Source organism: Gymnodinialimonas sp. (assembly GCF_059726805.1).
Window position 1 is genome coordinate 956,110 of record NZ_AP041059.1, and the last position, 20,462, is coordinate 976,571.

At 55.9% G+C, this 20,462-nt stretch carries 20 protein-coding genes; 14 read left to right on the forward strand and 6 right to left on the reverse strand.

Annotated features, from left to right (window positions below):
- Positions 1 to 134: 134 nt before the first annotated feature.
- The 8 genes from AC6I9R_RS04765 to AC6I9R_RS04800 all read left to right on the forward strand — a co-directional run bounded on the left by AC6I9R_RS04765 (position 135) and on the right by AC6I9R_RS04800 (position 11,431).
- Positions 135 to 1,286 carry a phosphatase PAP2 family protein gene (locus tag AC6I9R_RS04765; protein WP_461427680.1) on the forward strand — a complete coding sequence of 384 codons (1,152 nt, stop codon included), beginning with the start codon at positions 135 to 137 and terminating at the stop codon, positions 1,284 to 1,286.
- A complete protein-coding gene (locus AC6I9R_RS04770) occupies positions 1,283 to 3,463 on the forward strand; it encodes a S8/S53 family peptidase (protein ID WP_461427681.1) in 2,181 nt (726 codons plus the stop codon). Before AC6I9R_RS04765 ends, AC6I9R_RS04770 begins: the two co-directional genes overlap by 4 nt.
- Before the next feature lie 121 nt (positions 3,464 to 3,584).
- Positions 3,585 to 4,094, forward strand: a complete 510-nt coding sequence (locus tag AC6I9R_RS04775) for a hypothetical protein (RefSeq protein WP_461427682.1) — start codon at positions 3,585 to 3,587, stop codon at positions 4,092 to 4,094.
- A gap of 26 nt (positions 4,095 to 4,120) precedes the next feature.
- Positions 4,121 to 6,181, forward strand: a complete 2,061-nt coding sequence (locus AC6I9R_RS04780; RefSeq protein WP_461427683.1) for a phosphatase PAP2 family protein — start codon at positions 4,121 to 4,123, stop codon at positions 6,179 to 6,181.
- Between the two features lie 106 nt (positions 6,182 to 6,287).
- On the forward strand, positions 6,288 to 6,785 hold the full coding sequence (locus AC6I9R_RS04785) for a hypothetical protein (RefSeq protein WP_461427684.1): 498 nt from the start codon (positions 6,288 to 6,290) through the stop codon (positions 6,783 to 6,785).
- A gap of 61 nt (positions 6,786 to 6,846) precedes the next feature.
- Positions 6,847 to 8,091 carry a DUF8225 domain-containing protein gene (locus AC6I9R_RS04790; RefSeq protein WP_461427685.1) on the forward strand — a complete coding sequence of 415 codons (1,245 nt, stop codon included), beginning with the start codon at positions 6,847 to 6,849 and terminating at the stop codon, positions 8,089 to 8,091.
- Between the two features lie 32 nt (positions 8,092 to 8,123).
- Positions 8,124 to 9,560, forward strand: coding sequence for a hypothetical protein (locus AC6I9R_RS04795; protein WP_461427686.1), 1,437 nt, complete (start codon positions 8,124 to 8,126; stop codon positions 9,558 to 9,560).
- A 392-nt stretch (positions 9,561 to 9,952) separates the two neighbouring features.
- Complete coding sequence (locus tag AC6I9R_RS04800; protein ID WP_497863066.1) at positions 9,953 to 11,431, forward strand: site-specific integrase; 1,479 nt, start codon at positions 9,953 to 9,955, stop codon at positions 11,429 to 11,431.
- Positions 11,432 to 11,437: 6 nt separating this feature from the next.
- Here AC6I9R_RS04800 and AC6I9R_RS04805 read toward each other — a convergent pair whose 3' ends face one another.
- Both AC6I9R_RS04805 and AC6I9R_RS04810 read right to left on the reverse strand, forming a co-directional pair.
- Complete coding sequence (locus AC6I9R_RS04805; protein ID WP_497863109.1) at positions 11,438 to 11,791, reverse strand: ImmA/IrrE family metallo-endopeptidase; 354 nt, start codon at positions 11,789 to 11,791, stop codon at positions 11,438 to 11,440.
- Positions 11,792 to 12,003: 212 nt separating this feature from the next.
- Complete coding sequence (locus AC6I9R_RS04810; RefSeq protein WP_461427689.1) at positions 12,004 to 12,324, reverse strand: helix-turn-helix domain-containing protein; 321 nt, start codon at positions 12,322 to 12,324, stop codon at positions 12,004 to 12,006.
- Between the two features lie 140 nt (positions 12,325 to 12,464).
- Between AC6I9R_RS04810 and AC6I9R_RS04815 the strand changes: the two genes are divergently transcribed.
- From AC6I9R_RS04815 to AC6I9R_RS04825, 3 genes are read left to right on the forward strand one after another with little or no spacing between them, the layout of a single operon-like run.
- Complete coding sequence (locus AC6I9R_RS04815; protein WP_461427690.1) at positions 12,465 to 13,712, forward strand: nucleotidyltransferase domain-containing protein; 1,248 nt, start codon at positions 12,465 to 12,467, stop codon at positions 13,710 to 13,712.
- Positions 13,712 to 14,188, forward strand: coding sequence for a type II CBASS E2 protein (locus AC6I9R_RS04820; RefSeq protein ID WP_461427691.1), 477 nt, complete (start codon positions 13,712 to 13,714; stop codon positions 14,186 to 14,188). Before AC6I9R_RS04815 ends, AC6I9R_RS04820 begins: the two co-directional genes overlap by 1 nt.
- A complete protein-coding gene (locus AC6I9R_RS04825; protein ID WP_461427692.1) occupies positions 14,178 to 15,254 on the forward strand; it encodes a CBASS cGAMP-activated phospholipase in 1,077 nt (358 codons plus the stop codon). The genes AC6I9R_RS04820 and AC6I9R_RS04825 overlap by 11 nt, the downstream gene beginning before the upstream one ends.
- A 349-nt stretch (positions 15,255 to 15,603) precedes the next feature.
- Here the strand turns inward: AC6I9R_RS04825 and AC6I9R_RS04830 are convergent, their stop codons facing one another.
- Positions 15,604 to 15,927: a hypothetical protein gene (locus AC6I9R_RS04830; RefSeq protein ID WP_461427693.1), complete on the reverse strand. Its 324-nt coding sequence runs from the start codon at positions 15,925 to 15,927 to the stop codon at positions 15,604 to 15,606.
- A gap of 51 nt (positions 15,928 to 15,978) precedes the next feature.
- On the reverse strand, positions 15,979 to 16,146 hold the full coding sequence (locus AC6I9R_RS04835; protein WP_461427694.1) for a hypothetical protein: 168 nt from the start codon (positions 16,144 to 16,146) through the stop codon (positions 15,979 to 15,981).
- Positions 16,147 to 16,441: 295 nt separating this feature from the next.
- Here AC6I9R_RS04835 and AC6I9R_RS04840 point away from each other — a divergent pair, with 295 nt between their 5' ends.
- The 3 genes from AC6I9R_RS04840 (at position 16,442) to AC6I9R_RS04850 (ending at position 19,638) form a co-directional block, all read left to right on the forward strand.
- Positions 16,442 to 17,716, forward strand: a complete 1,275-nt coding sequence (locus AC6I9R_RS04840; RefSeq protein WP_461427695.1) for a hypothetical protein — start codon at positions 16,442 to 16,444, stop codon at positions 17,714 to 17,716.
- A 158-nt stretch (positions 17,717 to 17,874) separates the two neighbouring features.
- Positions 17,875 to 18,429, forward strand: a complete 555-nt coding sequence (locus AC6I9R_RS04845) for a recombinase family protein (protein WP_461427696.1) — start codon at positions 17,875 to 17,877, stop codon at positions 18,427 to 18,429.
- 306 nt (positions 18,430 to 18,735) lie between these two features.
- Positions 18,736 to 19,638 (forward strand): HNH endonuclease, encoded by a 903-nt coding sequence (locus AC6I9R_RS04850; protein ID WP_461427697.1) that lies wholly within the window; start codon positions 18,736 to 18,738, stop codon positions 19,636 to 19,638.
- Positions 19,639 to 19,647: 9 nt separating this feature from the next.
- Here AC6I9R_RS04850 and AC6I9R_RS04855 read toward each other — a convergent pair whose 3' ends face one another.
- Both AC6I9R_RS04855 and AC6I9R_RS04860 read right to left on the reverse strand, forming a co-directional pair.
- On the reverse strand, positions 19,648 to 20,016 hold the full coding sequence (locus tag AC6I9R_RS04855) for a hypothetical protein (RefSeq protein WP_461427698.1): 369 nt from the start codon (positions 20,014 to 20,016) through the stop codon (positions 19,648 to 19,650).
- Between the two features lie 103 nt (positions 20,017 to 20,119).
- Positions 20,120 to 20,302: a hypothetical protein gene (locus AC6I9R_RS04860; protein WP_461427699.1), complete on the reverse strand. Its 183-nt coding sequence runs from the start codon at positions 20,300 to 20,302 to the stop codon at positions 20,120 to 20,122.
- Positions 20,303 to 20,462 lie beyond the last annotated feature (160 nt).

Consider the following 20,462-nt stretch of genomic DNA (forward strand, 5'->3'; position numbering starts at 1 on the left):
AATGGGATCATACCCGCAGAGGCAGAACCGTACAGTTATTTAATCGTTAATCACCGTTAACCTGTCCAGCATTTATTGCAAAACGCCCGGCCTGCCCAAATAGTGAATGCAGTTAACAAACCGGGGGGTGGAATATGTTCTTTTTGGGTGGAGCGAATGGCGGGGCCAACGGCGGAGCCAATGGGGGTGCGAATGGTGGCGCCAATGGCGGAGCCAACGGGGGCGCCAATGGCGGGGCGAATGGATCACACGCTGGCGGTCCCACCTCCGTCCTGCTCAGCGCGGCGCTGGGCGCAAGCCGTGACGCGATCCTCGGCTATTGGGACGGCACAATCGACGCTACCCGCGTCAACAGCCAACCGGTTGCCGGAGATGATCTGTCATACCTTTCAGGCGAGCGACGCGAAACGATCCTGGCTTCCGCGCTTGCCTCGTATTTCCGTGTCGCGCCGAAAACCGACGCCGGTCCACGGGAAGTAACGGTATTGTTCGATCAAGCGCCTTTGGTGAAACTGACGGCACCTGAAATTCCCACATTCGTGAAGCAGCTTGAACAGGTCCGGGCCTATGCGGACCTAAGGCTTGACCGCCTTTCGGAAATTCAAGTGCAGATCTACGACATCATGTCGTTCTTTGGCTCAATCCTCCAACTCGCTGAGGGGCGCCGTGAAAACGTATTGCGGCTTTTGCGGGTGGTCCAAAGCGTTACAATCATGGTCGAGCAACAGGTGAAACACGCCGTGCGCTCGCACCGGCCGATTGATTTCTCGGACAAGGTGCAGCCGATTATCCAAACGCCTGACCATTCCAGTTTCCCATCGGGCCATGCGACCGAAGCCTTCGCCATCGCCACGGTTCTGCACCGGCTCATCACGGGCCAAGGCCCGCAGAATGGGGCAGCAGAGGCGTCGATGCCCTTCCGGTTGGCCCATCGCATCTCAACGAACAGGGTCGTGGCAGGGGTTCACTTCCCGGTCGACAATGTGGCTGGTGCGTTATTGGGATGCCAAATCGGCGAAGCAATCGCCATTGCCGCGACGTCGGAGGAGGGTATTGCCAGCGAGGTCTCGTTCAAGTCATTCGCGGCAAAACCTGGAGAAGACTCTTTCGACTTTGCCCTCAGGCTCCAGGACGCAAACGCTAAGTTCTGGGGTGTCAGTAGTGTACTCGACCCGGCAAACAGCGAACCTCTCGACGAGGAGGAAAAACGGATTGGTGTGCCAGGTCATAGCTTTGACTTCGTGCAAAAAGCCTGGGCCAACGCACAGACCGAGGTCCTGGCATGACCTGGAAATCACTGAGCGAAGGCCTTTCGCCTTACGTCCACTGGTTCACAACCAAGAACAGTGTTCTTGTCGGCGGACAAAGCTTCTACGATCACAGAGATATCGCCCCCCCCTCGGATCTTGGCCCGACCACAACGCCAGGCGGTCATTCAGGGGCCAGCACGGAAGATGCGACGCCTTACGTGGCCGGTGACAACTTAGGCGAGCACTTAAGCAGCCGGGTCGGGCCCGAAGGGTTACCCTTTCTCGCCGGTTCGGTAGGGGCCAAAGGCGCCCCCATCGACATCGGGTCTCCGACACTGCCAAGCGATGAAGAGATGAAGGATCTCGCAATGGCGATATCCAAAGACGCGATCCTGACTGCAGTGATCGACATCGGCATTTCGCCGGTTCACCACCGCTTCCGGCACACAAAGGACACGACCCGTATCCTGAGTTCGTGGCAGCAATCCGGAGTGTTTGACGAAAAGCAGAACCGCACGCCTTTCGGATCAGAAATCCTGAAACGTGACATTGACGCCGCGTTGCGCGACCCAACCTTTGACGAAGTTGGGTATTTCCGGGAGGCAGGTCTTGTTCGCCCAGACCGACCCGAAGGGGCACGCGATCTGGAGTTTCGGTTCAGTCACGGCACCCATATGGCCGATTTGGCCTGCGGCGATGAACCCGGCGACGAGGATGGCCCGATCAGCCGCCCGATCTTAGCCGTCAACATGCCGTCCAAATATGCAATTGGCTCGGCAGGCACGTATCTGTCAGCCTTCGCGCTGTCCGCGTTGATACGGGTGGTCGCCTTTGCGAACAAGCTCTGGGAGCAAATGGACGCCGACCTTAAGGAGGCCTCCAAGTGGAAGGACGCGGGTGGGTTTCCGCTGGTCGTCAACTTCTCGTTCGGGATGCAGGCAGGGCCGAAGGACGGCAATGGTTGGCTTGAAATGCCGATGCAGCAAATCATTGCGCGTCGCAACGCGCCGCTGGACATTTGCATTCCCGCTGGGAACGACAACTTGAACCGAGTGAGTGCCCGTGCGGAGCTGAACTCCGGACATCTGTCACACACCTTTTCCTGGCGCGTACCACCGGCGGACCGGTCCAGCAATTTCGTCGAAATATGGACCGGGCCGCTGGCGGGAAATCGGCCGGACATCGAAATAACCGTCAAGGCTCCGGATGGCCGCGCAACTCAAGCGTTTGCACTGGCAACGGAAAATGACACTCGGGCAGTGAACCAATTCTGCGTATTCGGCCCCACCGTAACACTGTATCGGACCCGGTGGCCTGGTCCGAAAAAGGGCGACCAAGAGACGTTCCGATATCGGATCGTGATCGCGATTCTTCCGACAGAGATCGAAGCGTCCCTCCAAGGCGGCCCAATTGAGCCTGCACAGTCAGGTCTTTGGGAAATTGCGGTTCAGGCAACAGATCCTGCGTTGGTCACTGCAGATGAAGACAAAGTGGACGTGTTCCTCTACATTCAGTCGGACCAGGACATTCGCCCTGGCCGCGATCATACCTCGCTGCGATCCTACTTCGACGACAACAAATACACTACTCACACCGATGCCAGAGATCCGCTGGAAGGTGTGCCGATCGGAATGCCACGCGACAGCTACCACGTCGCGTTGGACAGACCCACGGCGACGTGGCGACTAGATGACTGGAGGTATGAAGGACCCGTTCAACGCAAAGGCTCTCAAAACGCGCTCGCAACCAACAGAGCCTTGTTCGTGGCCGGGGCGTACCGGCTGAGCGATGAACGTCCAAGTGCATATTCCTCGACGGCGCCCACCGAGAGGGCCGATCGCGACCCCGAAAAAGAGGAAAACCAGGACCAACAAAGCCCAAGCGGCATCACAGCACTGCTTCCCGGCGATGATAGCCCGATGCACCCGGGTCTGTTGGGCGCTGGAAGCACATCGGGATCAATCGTCACCCTGCAAGGAACCAGCGGGTCCGCCGCGCTCGCGACCCGGGAAATGGTGGAAACCTGGGCAGGCCTGAAGCGCAGTGAACTCAAGCCAAAAACAACCGGGCGCGACACGTTGCTCGAAAAAGCTGCCGAGACGCGAAAACCAATTCAAGAATTCCGGGCGGCATACTCCCGTCTCAAATCCGGCGCAGGAGTGATCGCGTCGTCCCACTACACCGCTCTGCGGCGGCACGGACCTGGGTGGTAGACCCGCCCAACACGTAACCAATTTCTGACCATCCGCAGCATCTGATGCCTTTTCAGATGACGGGAAAGGTGTGCCTGCCCTCCGCCATACCTGCGTAACCCTCTGATGAAAGGAGATAAATATGGAATTCAACGTGGCCATGCACAATATTTTGCAAACGGCGACCTACGAGGCCCCGGCCCGTCGCGGAAGCGCGTTCCATGAGTACCTGATTGTGCGCCGCCCGGATGCAGAGACGATCACTGTCTCAGACGCGGGCTCTGCTCCGCCGCAGGCCCCGTCTGACGCGCCCAATGATCTGGCGGCCAAAAACACGCAAGTGGGCACGCTGATCTCGCAAGATACCGTGGCCGGGACCGAGACGTTCATCCTCAACCGTTACCTGCCCCGCGGAGTCGTGCTCCCGGGAACGGAAACGTTCTTTCCGGCCGACGGCTTCGTGGTCCTCTCCCTTCAAGACGAAAAGCCCCGGGTGCGCGTCTCTGGCCGCCACGCCCATGCAAAGCAAATCGCCGGCGCGCGGTTTGTTCCCATCGATATGCCGGGCGAGCCTTCGACCTCCGCCTCGGCGTTCACCTGGCACTTCGACGCCACCTACCTTCCATGGGTCGGCGAAGCGCTTCCCTCCTAAACCCCCTGATTAATGAGGAAAAAACTATGACTTTTCATGATCCAAATCGCAAACCTGCAGACGTACGGAATGCGGCCACAAAGCTCTCGACCGAGGCACCGCTCGAACCCCACGATCCGAACGAGGATGAGGTTTCGCCCTATATCTTCAATTTCACCAAAGGGCTGACCCACACTTCGAACGGGCTTCTGTCCGACCCCGGCGACTTCGAGCAATTTGTCAAAGGGACGGAAACCCATGACCCCAAGGAATTTGCCAAGACGGTCCCTTTCCGCGGGGACTTTGAAGGCGCCGACCTGACCAACCTCCCCGAAAAGAGCCAACGCTACCGCCAATGGGAAAGCCCAACCTCGGGTCACGCCTACGTCCTGCAAGGGCCCGACCCCTACGCCGTAACCATGCCCCCCGCGCCCGCAGTCGGATCGGCAGAATTCGGTGCCGAGATGGCCGAGGTCTACCAGATGGCCCTCAGCCGCGACTGGGCTGTTGCCTCTTTCATGGACAGTGCTCTTGTTCACAAACTCACGGACTTGCACGGAAACCCAGTCTCCGCCGCGTGCAAAAAGCGCCTGTCCGACGACAACAAGAAAGTCGACCACGCCGCCAAACGCCTCAGCGCCATGCGCTGGTTCGAGGGCACGGCGGATGACAATCAGAAGCAGCTGCTGAAAGACCGCCGCCGCCACGGGAAACCTCAGACCGCAAGCAGTCTTTTCCGGGGCGAGGGCGAAGACAATTGGGCCACTCCGTTCCTGTCGCAGTTCATGGTCATGGGTTCCGGTGGACGCGACAAGGATTTCAAGAAGCGGTCCGAAGGCAAGATCCAGTACGGGGCGCAGTGCATCCCGCAGAAGGTTCGCGTCGCCAAGCCGGAAACGGATTATATGACCGGATGGCGGGATTGGCTGCATGTGCAAAACGGGTTTCAGGCACGGGGGTCGCTTCCGGCAACCGGCCCGGACGCAGAGTTCGTGGAAGACGCCTTCCGTCCGATCGCGCGGATGCGTGACCTGGCGACCTACGTCCATGATGATGCGCTCTATCAGGCGTACCTCAATGCCGCGCTGATCATGCTCGATGAAGGCTACGCCCTTGATCCGGACATCCCCTACCACGGCGCGGCCACGCGGAAGTTTCCGTTCCCCGGCGCCATGGCGGACGACACCAATCGGTCTCCGTTTGCCCTTTTTGGGCCGCCGCACTTGCTCACGCTGGTCACAGAGGTCTCAAGCCGGGCATTGAAGGCCGTGCGGCTGCAGAAGTTCTCGATCCATCGCCGCCTTCGCCCTGAAGCGGCCGGGGCGCTGTTCCATACCGTGTACTCCGATTACGAGCCGAACTGGGATGACGCCAACAGCCATGAATACGGGGCCCACGGCGACGCGATCGAGCAAAGTGCGCGTGACATGCTGGCCAAGACGGTGGCCGAGTACACCTTCCCGCAAACGCCCACGACGCCACCAACCGAGCCTGCGCTTGAGGACATCCTGACCGACATCCGCAAGCACAACCACGACCAGAACGACGGCAAGCTCAAGAACTCCTGGCTCTTGCCGATGGCGTTCCCCGAAGGCTCTCCGATGCACCCCGCCTACGGCGCGGGCCATGCGACGGTCGCCGGCGCCTGCGTGACGCTGCTCAAGGCGTTCTTTGCGATGACCGACAAGTTCGGGGCGCCGACCTACGTCGTCGAACCGGGGGAGGCTGCCTTGGTACCTGATTGCGGGACATCGCCCACGGATCAGACCATCGATCTGCTTGCCGTGAATATCGACCAGGGCCTGACCCTTGAGGGTGAGCTGAACAAGCTCATGTGGAACATCTCCAACGGTCGCAACGTCGCCGGTGTTCACTATTACACCGATTACATTGAAAGCGCGCTGTTGGGCGAGGCGATCACAATCGGGATCCTGCGTGAGCAGATGCTTGCGTATCACGAGCACGAGAGCGTTGGGATGACGTTGCCGCTGCTGGTGCCGCGCACATTGCCCAAGTCTTTGTTGACAAGTCAGACCGACCTGACACCCACCAGCGTGGTCAGCAAGATCCTGATCAAGAGCGATGGAACGCTGGCCGACGCCAGCTGATCGCTCTGGGTCCAGCCCGCGTCTCTCCCCTTCCGGCGGGCTGGACCGATCCCTTTCATACCCCTCTTTCAACAGACGTGCCTTGGGGCACGCATGAGGTGACACCATGGATAATTTCTTCAAATTCGCATCAATCGTCTTGGCCTTGGCAATCGGCTTGGGGGTGATCCAATCGGCACAAGTCGGATTGCTGGAGCTCAACGCAGATGAGGCGATACTCGCCAGCGCCGCCAACATCCTCTTGGTCTATTTCGTGCTTGCGCTGATGATCGAGCGGTCCTGCGAGGTGGTGATGGACGCCCTGACGGCCCTCGGCCTGGTCCCGCCCGGCATCAAACCCGAAACCGAGCCGCAGCCGCGAAGGCGCACTTTGATGGCGATCCTTGTCTGCCTGGGATTTGCCGTCGCCATCATGCTGACCGGCGTGCGTCTGATCGAGATGATCCTGATTGCCGCCTCCGATGCGCCCATCGTGACAACAAGCGCATTTGTCTACGCCGACACGATCCTGACCGCGTTCATCTTGGCCGGGGGCTCCGAAGGCATTCACCGGCTGATTAGCAAACTTCTGGGTGAGAAGAACCCGATCCCTGATCCCGCTTGATTACGAAAGCGGCGTGCGCCGCTGCCAGCCCCCACCAATCATTCAAAAAAGGAGACAGATTATGTTGAAAGAACCCGGAAACCTGTCGGACCTTGGCGCAGACGCTTTGAAGGCTTGGAACGACACGATCATCAACGAGGTCGAAACGGCGCAGCAAACCGCCTTTTCTGATCACTTCAAGCTGCTCCCCGATGCCGACTGGCCCGATGGCGAGGCTGTGGTGGATTGGGGCGGCGTTCCCCGGATCCTTGAGAACTGCCTGGGCGCCACCAGAGCCGCCAAGTTCTGCGATTGGAAGACCCCCGTCGGCGATCTGGGCCGCGTGTTTGGCCAGGATGAATATCTGGAGTGGCGCACCGTCCACAATCGCGCCGGAAAGCTCGTCCGCGTCGAAATCACGACGGAACTCGCAAAGTACTGGGAAATCCTCGCGGGCCATCACCCGATGACATGCCTGCGCATTCTTGGCCGTTTTGCCGGGGAGGACATGGCCACCTGGCAAGAGGTCTACGGCGACGTTGATCCGTTTGCCCCCGGCGTGACGACCCAACAGCGCTCTGACGCCTTCAATCGCATGATGGTTCGGCCGCCAAGCGGCCCCGTACGCAGTCCCTATAACAATGGTCAGAAGGCCATCGCGTTCCTCTCCAAGCCGGTCAGTTCCCTCCACGCCGCTGTCGCGCTTTTTGTGCGCGCTGCAGCACCCCTCGCCAAGATGGTCGACGGCGAGGAAGTGATGATGTCAGGACCAGAGGCCATCGCAAGCACGACCCAAGCCGCGATCGACTGCCGCAACAGCGACCCCACCATGGTCGGGCGCATGATCCAAGAGGTCTGGAACGGCGCGGCCGTGGCCTTCGACGATCCCGTCGGCGTCTATATCCGCAGCTTCGCACACACCACTCTGGTCGATGACACCGGCGTTCCCATGCCTCTGGACTGGGTCGATTTCCAGCGCGGATCCCGCCCAAGCGCGGGCGTCGGTCAGGAACGCTCGCAGCGGTTGGTCATTGAGGTGCCCCCGGGCAAGGGCTTCGTTCTGGGGGACATGTTCAACAAACACACCAATGAACGGATCGAATACGGATACCAGATCGCCGAACTGGTCAAAGCGGCATGCTACTTCCGGACTAGCGCAGACGGTTTCGTCACCACGCCCCGCATCGTCCAGCCCGTTGGCGCATTGGCCGATTGCACTAGCGAAGGCAACTGCAACTTCTGGCGCGCCCTCTTCAACGAGTTCGAGCAAAGCACCTCAGTCCCCTCCGAAGCCGTGGTGGCCAGCGACAGGTTGGGGGATCTCTGATGTTACAGGACGGGATTTACTGGGAGGGCGGGATGCCGCCCTTCTACCGGCTCTTGCAGGTGAACATCACGTCTGGGGCAACGCCGGCAAGGGTCCACGACGCCCTATCGCAGCTTTGGACGATGCTAGAGGCGCTGCGCCGGGGCGAGGTCCAGGATCTCCGCAAGGAACTCCGGCCCGGCGACCCTGACGTCGTGTTGGATGCGGGCGAGTTGCAGGTCCTGCTTGGATATGGGGGGCGTCTCTTCGACGACGCGCTGCACGTGCCACCCCTGGTCGACCCAGACGAAAAACCAAGGTTTCTACAGCCCTTGGATACGCGGCAGCCTACAGCGCCGTTTGCGAGACTTACCTGGCTGGATCACGAGGACCCTCGCCTGCATCCCCAGCACCCGAACACCACGCAATCCGATCTTGCCTTCCAGTTTACTGGAACGTCAGAACTCGCGGTCAACCGTGCCATCGTGGAAGTGCAAAAGTGCATCCACGACAATGACCTGCCGCTCCGCATCACCAACTTCTTTTCGGGCTTCCGGCGGGATGACAAACGAAGCTGGATCGATTTCCACGACGGCATCAACAACATGACACCGCCCGAGCGCCTTGTCGCGATGGAGGTGCAGAATCAGGGCAAGGCCTGGCTGCATGGGGGGACCTATATGTGCTTCCTGCGGATCCACGTGGACATCGAAGCCTGGCGCCGGATTCCGCGGGGGTTTCAAGAGCTGATCGTCGGGCGAAACAAACTGACGGCCTGCCCAATTGAAGACACCACGCGTTCCGACGCCCAATCCGATGTACAACCGGTCTTCCAAAGTGGCTGCCCGATGTCTGGCAACCTACCAGCCATGATGACGACCGATTTTCGGGACGCTCCCCAACCCACCGACAGGATCGCACTCGCGGCCCACATCTTCCGATCAAACCTGAACCGGACCGGAGGCCCTCAATCCGCAAGCAGTCGGATCTACAGACAGGGCTACGAATTCCTGGAACCTTCGCCCGACGGGGGAGTGTTGCAGGGTTTGAACTTTGTCGGCTTCATCCGGGATTTGAAAGAGTTCATCGACATTCTCGACTCGGTGGGTTGGTTGGGCGATGCGAATTTCGGCGGCCTGGAGACCGCGACAGAGAATGAACCGCCAAGCATCGAACTCATGAAGCTCCTGCACGGCTGCTACTACGCGGTGCCGCCCATGGGTTCGCCATTTCCGGGCTCAGATCTGCTGTTGTCTGGAACAACCCCGCTGGTCGCCTCAGCAGAGGGCGTGCAATCGACACCCCAAAGCGACGTTCGAGAGATTGCTGGTATCGGACAGGTCTACCAACGCCTTTTGAATGAAGCCGGAATATTCACCGTCGCAGATCTCGCGATGTATGAGGGGGGCCTAGCGGACGACTCCACGCCAGAGATCGTGAAGATCGCAATCGAGCGGGGCTGGGTGTCTGACGCTGCTAAACTCATATGACCTGTGAATATCGGCAGTTTCTCGGTCGTTACGATCCGACACACAGGCGACGCCCCCAGAACGTTTTAAGGGCAAGTACCTAGCGGGCGCCGTTCGTAAGCCTCGACCCACAACAATTGCGCCACAACACCAATCGAAACCGGCCACGCCGTGCGCCGCATTAACGCAAATGCCTTTCGGGGAATGGTAGCGGAGGAGGGACTTGAACCCCCGACACGCGGATTATGATTCCGGCGATCTAGTAAATCAATAGGTTACCTTTAGGGAGGCCACGGCTGAGTTAAGATAATTAATGATTTAACGTGAGTAGCTTACTCAATTTATTGCTGACAGAATTGACTCCGAAAATTCTCGGACTTGATGTTAGACCGATGTTAGACCAGATTTCCTACATGGACGAACTCAGGATCAACATTGACCTTCCAGGTGAGCCAGACGGCACTCTCACACTGGCTCTTCGGAAGCGGAGTGAGTCAAAGACGACCTATCAAGCTCGCCGCATCGTGCCCATGGAACTGAGGCGAAATCCAAGGAACCCATACGTGACCAAGAGCTTGGGCACGACTGATCTTGAGAAGGCCAAGGCGTTCGCAATTAGGTGGGAGCGCTCACTCTTCTCGAAGATTAGTCAAGGGCAAGCGTTGCACCCCATTCCTTTTGCCAGTGCGGCTCGAAAGTATCTTAAAAGGCTCGAAGCCGAGCAGAAGATTTTGGACCAAACCGGTCAACCCCTGGTAGCCCAATCTAAAGTCGCGAGGGCTCGCACAAGTATCAACCGTTACCTAGTTCCATTTTTTGGAGACATAGACGTTAGGTCGATAGATCAGTTGGTTTGCGATCAGTATCTGAACTGGCGAATGAAGTATTATGTTTCCGGTCCCGGGACAGACCAAGAGATGGTCACCTACCAGCGCGACGGGCTTCGACTGCAACGCCCGATCGCCAAAAATACCAAGCCAGCACCCTCGACGGTGAACAAGGACGTAGTGTGCTTCAACGAGATTTTGACTGAGGCACGGCTCTTACACAGCCTTCCAAACTGGAACTTCAAGATAAAGGTTCCGAAGGATAAGAGCAGTCGCACTCGCCGTCGTCCACGGTTCTACGATGACGAACTCAGATTAATGGAAGAGTGTTTGATCGAAGACTGCATCATGGCAACTGGTCGCACGTGGTTCCAGCGGCATATGCTATTCTACTTCATTCAATTTATCCTTGGGACAGGGATCAGAGTCTCGGAAGCTTATTGGATTAAGATGCGCGATCTTGAGCTTCGACCGATTTCGGACCGAAGCTTCGCTGATTGGAACAGAACTCCGGAGATGTGGCCAACTGAAGAGGGGTATGGATTTAGGCACACCGAGTTGCCGATAGTTGAAGATCGACCAATGGAGTTCAGGATTAGAGTTGGAACCGATAACCCGGGGCTAAAGCACCCCGATCATTCGAGGGTTGTTATCCCGACGCTGACATACTCTGAAGCTTTGATTCAACAACTAGGTTTTGTTCAGCAACGCTTGCACGAACTTGGCATGGTCAATGATGAGGCACCACTGAAGCTACCTCAAGATCGGTATGTTTTCATTAAGTATGATGGTTCCCGGGCGGCAAGCTATTCTAAAGGGTTTAACTCACTACTTGACCGAAGCAAGTCGCCAGAGTTCCCCGGTGGACTTAGGATGCGAGAGGGCAGGAACCGGCCTCTGACGAGTCTGCGACACACATATGCATCAAAGCAGATTGAAGCTGGGGCCACACGTAATGGGCTTGGTTTCCTTGCTGACAACATGGGAACTACGCCGGAGATGCTGCGAAAGCACTACGCCCAGGTTTTGCAGGAACTGAACGCCGATGACCTTCAAAACTACTAATTTTCATTAAGACCTTCGATAGGAAAGCTGCCGATCAACGCCCGTCATTCTTATTCTCCAGGTAAGCATATCTGGGCTGACAACATGCTCTTCGCAGGCGGCTTCAACACTAAGCCCTCTGCGTCGTATCGACAAAAGCGCTGGCCTCGGAAGCAACAGTGCTCCGGCCAACCAATCAGCTTCGTTCTCCTGCAACTGATCAAAGTGGCCCGGAACCAGTGAGCCATCTTCCAGAATGCAAGCATCGGAAAGTTCATGCCCCAAGATAATGTGGGATAACTCATGCATCACAATGCTGTTCCGCCTGCCTCTGGAATCAACGGGTTTGTGGACTACCAAATGGTCTGGTCCGTTCCTCATGGTAAAAGCCAGCCACGAGTCATCGTCAGCGTCATTGATCGTCCGCGATGTCGGTTCAGTTAGGTCCTTGACATCAGCGGCGGACCACACGGTGACCCTCAGCTCCTCTGCGAGTTTGTCGGCAGAAAGTGCTTCGTGTTCGTTCAGGCCGAAACGCCGACGGAACTCTACCGAGCGCTTTTCGCACTGAGACTTGAAACCGTGCTTGAACTTCAAATGTGGCCCCGTGCGTCGATTTCTTCTTCGAATTGGCGGGCGGCTTTCGTGATCAATTCGGCTAGTGCATGTGCTGTAGGCTGAGGCACGGCCTTTCTGTTTTTGAAAGCGATTTGCAGGTCGCCGACGCCTGTAAATCTCGCGGGGTCTTCTCCCAACCATTCACTGATTTTGTCCAATGTTCCGATATCTGGCACATGACCCTTTTCAATCCTAGTCAGTGTGGTCGGGCTTATCCCAATCTCTTTTGCAGCAGCCCGAACCCCCATGTTGCCTCGCTTTCTCAAGACAAGAGGCGCTAACTCCTTGATATCCATACATCCTCCAAGAAAGTGGGTCACAGATTGTGATTAGTGTTTCTTTAACTGTGACGCTCAGATATACCAGTCTGTGAAACACTTGAATCACGTAGAGACCTCGCGGTCAACTGCGACAAGATGGAGGCAGAAGCCTGAGTATGAATAAACCAATCAAGAAACTCACCCCACCTTGGCAAAGCATCGGTGAACAGTTGCTTGCAGCCGCCGCGGTTAAGATCGAACTGCCGCCGAGCCAGCATGCTTTGCTGGCAGAGCGGAAAGCAACGATTGAGAAGCACCTCGAACGCGATGGTAGCCCACTGAAGGGGCGCATCCGCATGTTCTACCAGCAAGGGTCTGTCGCAATCGGAGCTACGATCCGTGCTAAATTTCGGTTCGAAGGGTTCGATATCGACATCATTGTCGAATTGCTCGCGAACGGTATGACGCCTTGCGAGGTTTTGGACACCCTTTATGAAGCAGTTCGGGGTGACGAGGGATCACGTTACTATGAGATGACCACCCGCCAGTCGCGTTGCGTGACGGTGACCTATGCCGATGGGATGCACATCGATCTTTCGCCATCGGTGCTTCTCGATGAAAACGATCCTCGCCGCAGCAACATCTTCCATTCGAAGCTGGAAGAGCCTCGCAGCCGTGACACTACCATCCTGACCAACAGCTACGCCTTCGTTCAGGAATACATGGACCGCTGCCCAGTTGATCAGGCGTTCCAGGAAGACTATGCCCTTATCGTGGCTGCCGCTGACACAGGCTGGCAGCGAACCATGGCAGATGCTGAAACCCTACCGGTTCCGGAACATTCGACAGTTGTCGGTGGTAAGTCGGCTGTTACGGTCGCCTTGCAACTCCTCAAGCGCAATCGCAACATCCGATGGTCTACTCGTCACCGGCGCATGCCAGCCTCAGTAATGTTCAGTTGCCTCACTTTGGAGGTCGCTGCACCGGGACGGACGATTGGCGAAAATCTTCGCGTGATCGCGACATACATTCTTGATCGGCTGCTGTCGGCAAAAGGGCAGGGACGGCTAATTCATGTCGAGAATCCACGTTGCCCAGGTGATGTGTTCACGGATCGTTGGCCGGAAAACCAAAGTGCTCAAGACTTGCTCATCGGCGACCTGAAGCTGTTCCTGGAACAACTTCGCATTCTGCTGGATCAGAGTTCGTCTTTGGCCACGAAGGTTAAGGTTCTCAAAGAGATGTTCGGCGAGAACGTGGGTCAGGCGGTTGTAGACAGCATGGGTGACGAGTTGGGCGGGCTTATCCAATCTGGCAACCATCAGTTCGGGGCCACTGGCACGGTGTTGGCGGCTCCTGTTTCCACGCCTGGCAAGCTGAGAGTTCCAGCCTCAACCTTCTACGGCACACGGTGGGAACGTTGATGAAGTCGCTCCAAGACCAGATTCGGGCGATGGCTCGTGACTGGCCCCAATTTGAGCCAACAATTGGCATGGGGCCAGCCTCGGTCGTCTGGTTTGGCGATCTCTGTGGTCTCGACCGCCCCTTTCATCTCAGCGTTGAGTATGGGTTGCCGATGCGAGGCCGCGAGGACCTTTATCGGTTCATGCCCGTTGTTCGGGTTCTGCGGCCCGCGCTGGTCCCAAATTTCGACGCCGCCGATGAGGCACCACTGCCTCATATGTATTTCGAGAAGCCTGATATTGGGCTGTCGCCGCTTTGTCTGTTCGATCCGAAGGCGAACCAATGGGACGGCTCAATGCTGATCAGTCGAACCACCATCGGTTGGGCTGCCCGGTGGTTGGCTGCCTACGAATACTGGGAAGTTACGGGTCGTTGGATCGGTGGTGGTCGCCACGATTATCCCGATGATATTAAGGAGCCTGCACATGCCGCGTGATGATGCTTACAACCATACCGTGCCTCGCCGGTCAGACGGAACGCGGCAGACTTTTCGCCCAAAGCAGCCGTGGCCTGCGGACAAGCCCTTTCGCCTTCTGAGTATCGATGGCGGCGGTATCCTTGGCTTGCTGCCATGCCTTGTTTTAGCTGAGTTCGAGAAAAGGTTCCTAGACGGCGAACCAATTGGAACACACTTCGACATGATCGCTGGCACCAGCACAGGCGGCATCATCGCAATGGGACTTGGCCAGGGAAAGTCGGCTCAAGAGATTTCCAAGTTATACCTGGAGCGGGGGCACCATATTTTTCCCGGAAATTGGTTCAGTCGTATCTCTCGCAAGATCACACAATACTTCATGTCGGCCCATGACCGAAAGAACTTGGAGAATGAGTTGAGGCGCGAGTTCGGTGACCGGCTCTTCGGATCGAGCCAAAATCGGCTTTGTATTCCTTCTTTTGAAGGTCGTTATGGTGAGCCGTATATCTTCAAGACCCCTCACCACCCAGACTACAAACGGGACCAGCACAAGACTTTGGTCACCGTCGGTATGGCAACAGCCGCTGCACCTGGAACCTTTGCGGCTCATGAAGACGGGGGATATACGTTCGTCGATGGCGGGTTGTGGGCGAACAATCCCACAATGGTCGGCCTTACCGACGCCATGGCATGCTTTGATATCAACCCCCGCCAAGTTCGCATCCTCAGTCTGGGCTGTGGTCAAGACATCCATCGGATGTCCCGCTGGCAACGGGTCGGTGGTTTCTGGCATTGGAGAAAACACTTCACCTCGTCAGTGATGCGAGCACAATCCCACGATGCCATTGGGCAGGCCGGTCTCCATGTTGGGCGTGACAACCTCATCAGATTGGATGCGCCTGAAGTTGGAAAACGGATCGCGATGGATGATGTGGATCGTGCCGTGGTTCAGATGCCGCCTGTTGCAAGGGCGTTGGCAGAAGCGAGCGGTCATCGGGTGGCTGATACGTTCTTCTATGCTGAGGACGGGCAGCTTGCGCACAGAGACTTCGGACCGATGGAATGCAGATCGAGGCAAGATGAATAACCTGTTCGGCTGGCCATAATTAGCAACGCCGCCTTTCGCACTTTTTGGCTCTGAATGCATTGACTAAGATTTGAAGTATACACAGGTATTCGTATCTGAGATCCTGTTAAAGTATTTAAATCTGTGCCGCTTTGCGAGTCTTCGTTTCGGACTCTTGCGATCACTGGATGTTGGCGTTACTGGTCTCAGGGCCCAAATGTCGTCTAATTTTGGTTTTTTCCTAAATGGCGAACATAGCTTCAAAGCTAAAAAGTTGAGGCCAAAAGTGCCGCTGGTTTGGCCAATTTTCAGTTCTATGAAGCCAACAGACACGAGTATGCACAGTCTTGCGTGGAGAGCTTGCGACAAGCTATTTGAAGATGGACTTGCCAATCAAATAAGCAATTGCTCCGATCTGCGCGACTGATGCTGCTATCAATGCCAGTAAGACTTCCGTATTAAGAAGCCGGTCCGCCGGGTCCGAGTCCACCTCTAACAAAACCAAAGCTACGTCGAACGCCAACGCCGAGGCGATGATGCCCATCGTAAACGCTGATGAGTATCGGATGTATGTGCGCACGGCATCAGACCAATCTCGTCTCATCAACAAATTTTGACTCTCCCCTATACTGACTTCCGTAACTTCGAAATCTTCAAGAGGTTCATCGCCATCATCAGTAGTTTCGTTAGTCATAAAAATACCCCCATTGCGGGGGACCTCCACCTCACAACTTTACGGCAAGCGTTAATCCACCTTAATTTTCAACTTTTGGCCCTCTTCGGTCTGGAGAGTTAGCGCACCTTCCGAATCCGCATACTTACTAACCGCAGAAGTCTGTGATATTGCTCTGCGAAGCGCATCGTTGATCGACAGTGCATCAAAATGCTCGACCAACATTTCCAATTTTTCCATGTCTTTGTCAGACAAGTTCACTGTGCGACGGGGCATACATATCTTCCATTCGTTGACTACGTCCCTCTAACGCGGAGGGCAAACCTTTGGTTGCATCTAGAGACACTGGCTAGCACTTTCAAGTCAAGAGCATACTCTCATTCTCACCTCATCGGTGCAATTTTGCGCCCAAAATGCGTCACAGAGTTGACAGGCACTGCACTTGAGGTGTAAAAGAGAATCATAGCTACGATTGTCTATAGCGAACTGGCTTCAAAAGTCTTAAGGGTCTGTGCAGCATTGTGTTGGATAGACTATGGTAGCTACTGTTTCTGGGCTGAAGTTTGCCCACGAGAAGATTTCTATATCTCAAAGAGAATCATACTCGGTGCGCGTTGTCCACGTGGATTACTCTTGGGATTTAAGTTCTTCGATCATTGGAAAATCTCTCAAGTTCTTCGATGATCAAATTGATCGCACTGAGGTCAACACCAGGAACAGTTTACGGAAGTCACTAGAGACTGACTTGATCCCTGAACACGGAACCGCCTGCACCGCCATCCTGAAAACTGATCCATCTGTCATGCTGACGGAGCATGAATCGCAAGTATGGAACCTCGCGCCTTTCGCAAATGTATACGCGATGCCGCTTCAGATGACTGAAGGGATGCTTATCGGGAAAGATGCTGCGATGGTTCTTAACGCCTTGCTAGGTCGCGGGAACTTTGCAACCAACGAACTTGAAAAAGAGGTCGAAGAATTCGAAGGCCACTGGTTGAGGGGCTTTGAAAGTCAGGGGTATAGAAATACGCTCAGCGCCTTCCAGAAAGCAGTCAACCTTTGCCACGATTACCTGTCCTTCAATAATGCTCGAAATAGCCTGCTTTCTACGTTTGATCGACTGATAAACCTTTGTCACCGAGGTGAACTTGCTCCCGGTGATATTATCGTGTGTCCAATCAGTGCGCAAACGAGAGGGTTTTGCCCTACCACTGGGATTGTGAAGAGTTTCGATTTCCCCATTGCTCAGTTCTCGTCAGTAAGGCAACGAATTGCCAAGCTGACTACGGATCATTCAATAAGTGTCATTCTATCAGCAGGAAACAGTGGTCTCGATCTCAGTCATGGCGATCTCCCCCTCTTTTTCGGAACTATTGCCGACAGTTCGATCTATAGAAACCGGGGCATCGCCTGCGGAGCAGTCATTACTGGTGCCGATCTCAAGCATTCATCTAGAGCTACAACGAGAGCGGTTAATACTGGTAAATGTATTGATGCTTCCGGCAGATATGAACTGGACAACGCAGAAAAGTTCACTCACCGTGAACTGAAGCACTTGGCAAACCATTGGAGCTTGAGTAGCGGAGCATCAATGGTTGTCGCAGCTTGCCTAGCGTCCATTCAGCAATACCGCATCAATACGGGATACAAACCGTTGAAACCTTACGAAGCACGGGCACATATGAGGCAATGGACTTTGCTGCCGAACCATCGAGGGCGAGGAATAGTAAACGGTTCAGGCTTCATGGGAAGTCCGCCCGACCTTGAAGCTTGGATGGTTGGCACTGGCCTTGTATCGGCTGAGCTTTAGCTGAGTTTTCAAAAACGGTCGTTTATGGCTTCTCGTTACTCCCACCAAACTTGAAACCTGACACGCTTATACTACAGGTCTGGATATTCTCATAAACCCCTATCGATTCGAATCGGTCGTCCCGATATCATGTCGATGAGTTTTGAGAAGGAGATGCGATGCTGGTTGGTTACGCGAGGGTCTCGACCCGGGATCAGAATTTGGATGCTCAGATCGATGCGTTGAAGGCTGCTGGATGTGAGCGGGTGTTCACGGAAACAGCCTCTGGGGCAAAGAAGAGCAGGCCCGTGCTTGAGGAGGTTCTGGAATTCGTCCGAGCAGGAGACACACTGTGCATGTTCAAGCTGGATCGCGGGGCTCGCAGCCTGCCGCATCTCATCGAATTGTTGAATGATCTGAAAGCTAGGGGAGTGGGCTTTCGAAGCCTGACTGAGGAAATCAACACGACCACCCCAGGTGGCAAACTGCTGTTCCACCTGATGGCCGCGATTGCTGAGTTTGAACGGGACCTGATCCGAGAGCGCACAATGACTGGTCTGAAAGCTGCAAAGGCGAAGGGCCGAATTGGCGGTCGCCCAAGACAGATGACGGAGGACAAGATCGCAGCGGTGAGAGAGCTTCTGGCACAAGGAACACCCGTAAAGGACGCCGCCGCTGCCGTTGGTGTATCTGTGCCAACGTTGTATCGCTGGGTGCCTGGTGCATCGCGGTAACGGTCGTCGACTTGGCTGTCGCCAATTGATGGAGGGAGTGTTGTGTCGTCATGGAACCTAATCGGATAAGCGCTGACGACCACAACTCACGATTTCATCGACGCTCCCCACAAAGCACTTGTCCTCGCACACGATATAGAGATGCGGGCCCGACCCAGGCGCTCAACGCAATTTTGACGACACAGCGGAGCGGCATGGTGACTAGCCAGTTTCCGGGCCGGGCATATGGAAATATCGATCAGGATGCACGCGGTTCAAGGGGTTTGCGGATTGGCACAAAACTATTTCCGGACCATGGTTTGATCTATGGCATTCGGCATCTTCATCCATCGCACTGACTCGATCTACGACGATGTCCCGTCCGAGCGATACCAGTTCCCACGCCAGTATCTAGGTCGAGCGAAGCAGTGTGAAGGGGATTGGATTGTCTACTTGGAGCCGACGAAGGTCAGGCAAACCAAAGGCTACTTTGCAGTGGCCAAGGTTCAAGAGATCATTCCGGACCCACGAGCGACCGACATGTTCGTCGCGATCATTGAGCCAGGCACGTATCTTGATTTCGGCGACCCGGTATCCTTCCGCCACGATGGTGCTGTGGTGGAGACGGGCTTGCTGAATGATCAGGGAGTGATCTCGGGCCGTGCTCAGTCTGCCGTCCGACCCGTATCCCCAAAAGACTTCGCTCGTATCGTCGAGCTTGGCCTCGGCAACGATCAGGACGTGCTGCCGAGGGTTGATGCCAACGGAGTGCCCGACGGCTTTGCGGAGGGTGAACAGGTTTCTTTCTCCGGCCCCTCACACCGTCAGCGTATCTCCCAGGTGACGAACCGTGCCGTTCGGGATCGGAACTTCAGAAAGACTGTTCTGCGGGCCTACGGAGAGCGGTGTGCTGTCACCGGGTTGCGATTGATCAATGGCGGTGGAAGGGCAGAGGTAGAAGCGGCTCACATACAGCCAGTAGAGCATGATGGGCCTGACATCGTGAGCAACGGGATAGCATTGTCTGGCACAGCACATTGGATGTTCGACCGTGGGTTGGTTGGTCTATCCGATGGCTTGGAGATATTAGTTTCTCGGCAAGCCAATGACCCGGATGCGGTCAGATCAATGATCAACCCGACCGGCGTGCTCCTGGCTCCAGAGCGACCCGCGAACCGACCGAGACAGGGCTTTGTCGCGTGGCATCGTGAGAACTGCTTCAAGCATTGATGCTGTTGCTTAGGGCGATCCATCTGTCATGGAGATTTGCGTGAACGCCGGAATGTCGATCACCCTAGGTAGGCGTCTCCGTTCACCGGTTATCTCTTCCATGTCTGCTTCAGCGGCCTTGTAAACCCGTGATAGCTGTTGGATGCAGCCCTGCATACCTGGGCTGCCATCGATGCGTCTCCAGGCGTCCAAGACGAACGGCACAAGCCGCATCTCGTAAATCAGGTCTTTGAGAGTGACCGGGCCACCGTCGTTGCCCATGAATATCGGAAGGCGTCGAAGAAACCACCGGAGTTGATCGTCACCGGCGTCCTGTAAGAACTCGAAGGCGGCTGAGAATTCATCTTCCGTGTTGGTAAATCTTTGTTCGTCTTTCATTATCATAAACTCCTGTCTGTCATCCACGGACGAGCGTGCAGTTTGTATCCCTCAGTTGCATTTATCAGTGCCGGGCCTGAGGGAATTCGAAGATATAGCGACTTCACGCTGCTTCCTGCATCGCCAGTGATACCTCGGTATCTTCTTCATCAAAGGTCTCGTGCCAATAAGACCGGATGCAGTCCTCCAGGATGGCCCCCAGTTCACGGCGTTCATAGGCTCTGATGTCTGCCAGCATTTGGATGGCGTCCTGATCGAGGTTCCGAACGGAATAGCGTTTCAACATGAGCGTTCCTCCTGATCGTATTTAGGCCAATCGAAGAGTTTTTGCCGATGGTTCTACCCGATACCGGCAAGGGTCAGACTGAAGTTCAACGGTCGAACTTTGGTCTGACTAAATACCAATACCCAGATGGACATGGTCTCCGTTTTACGCGGATATCGGT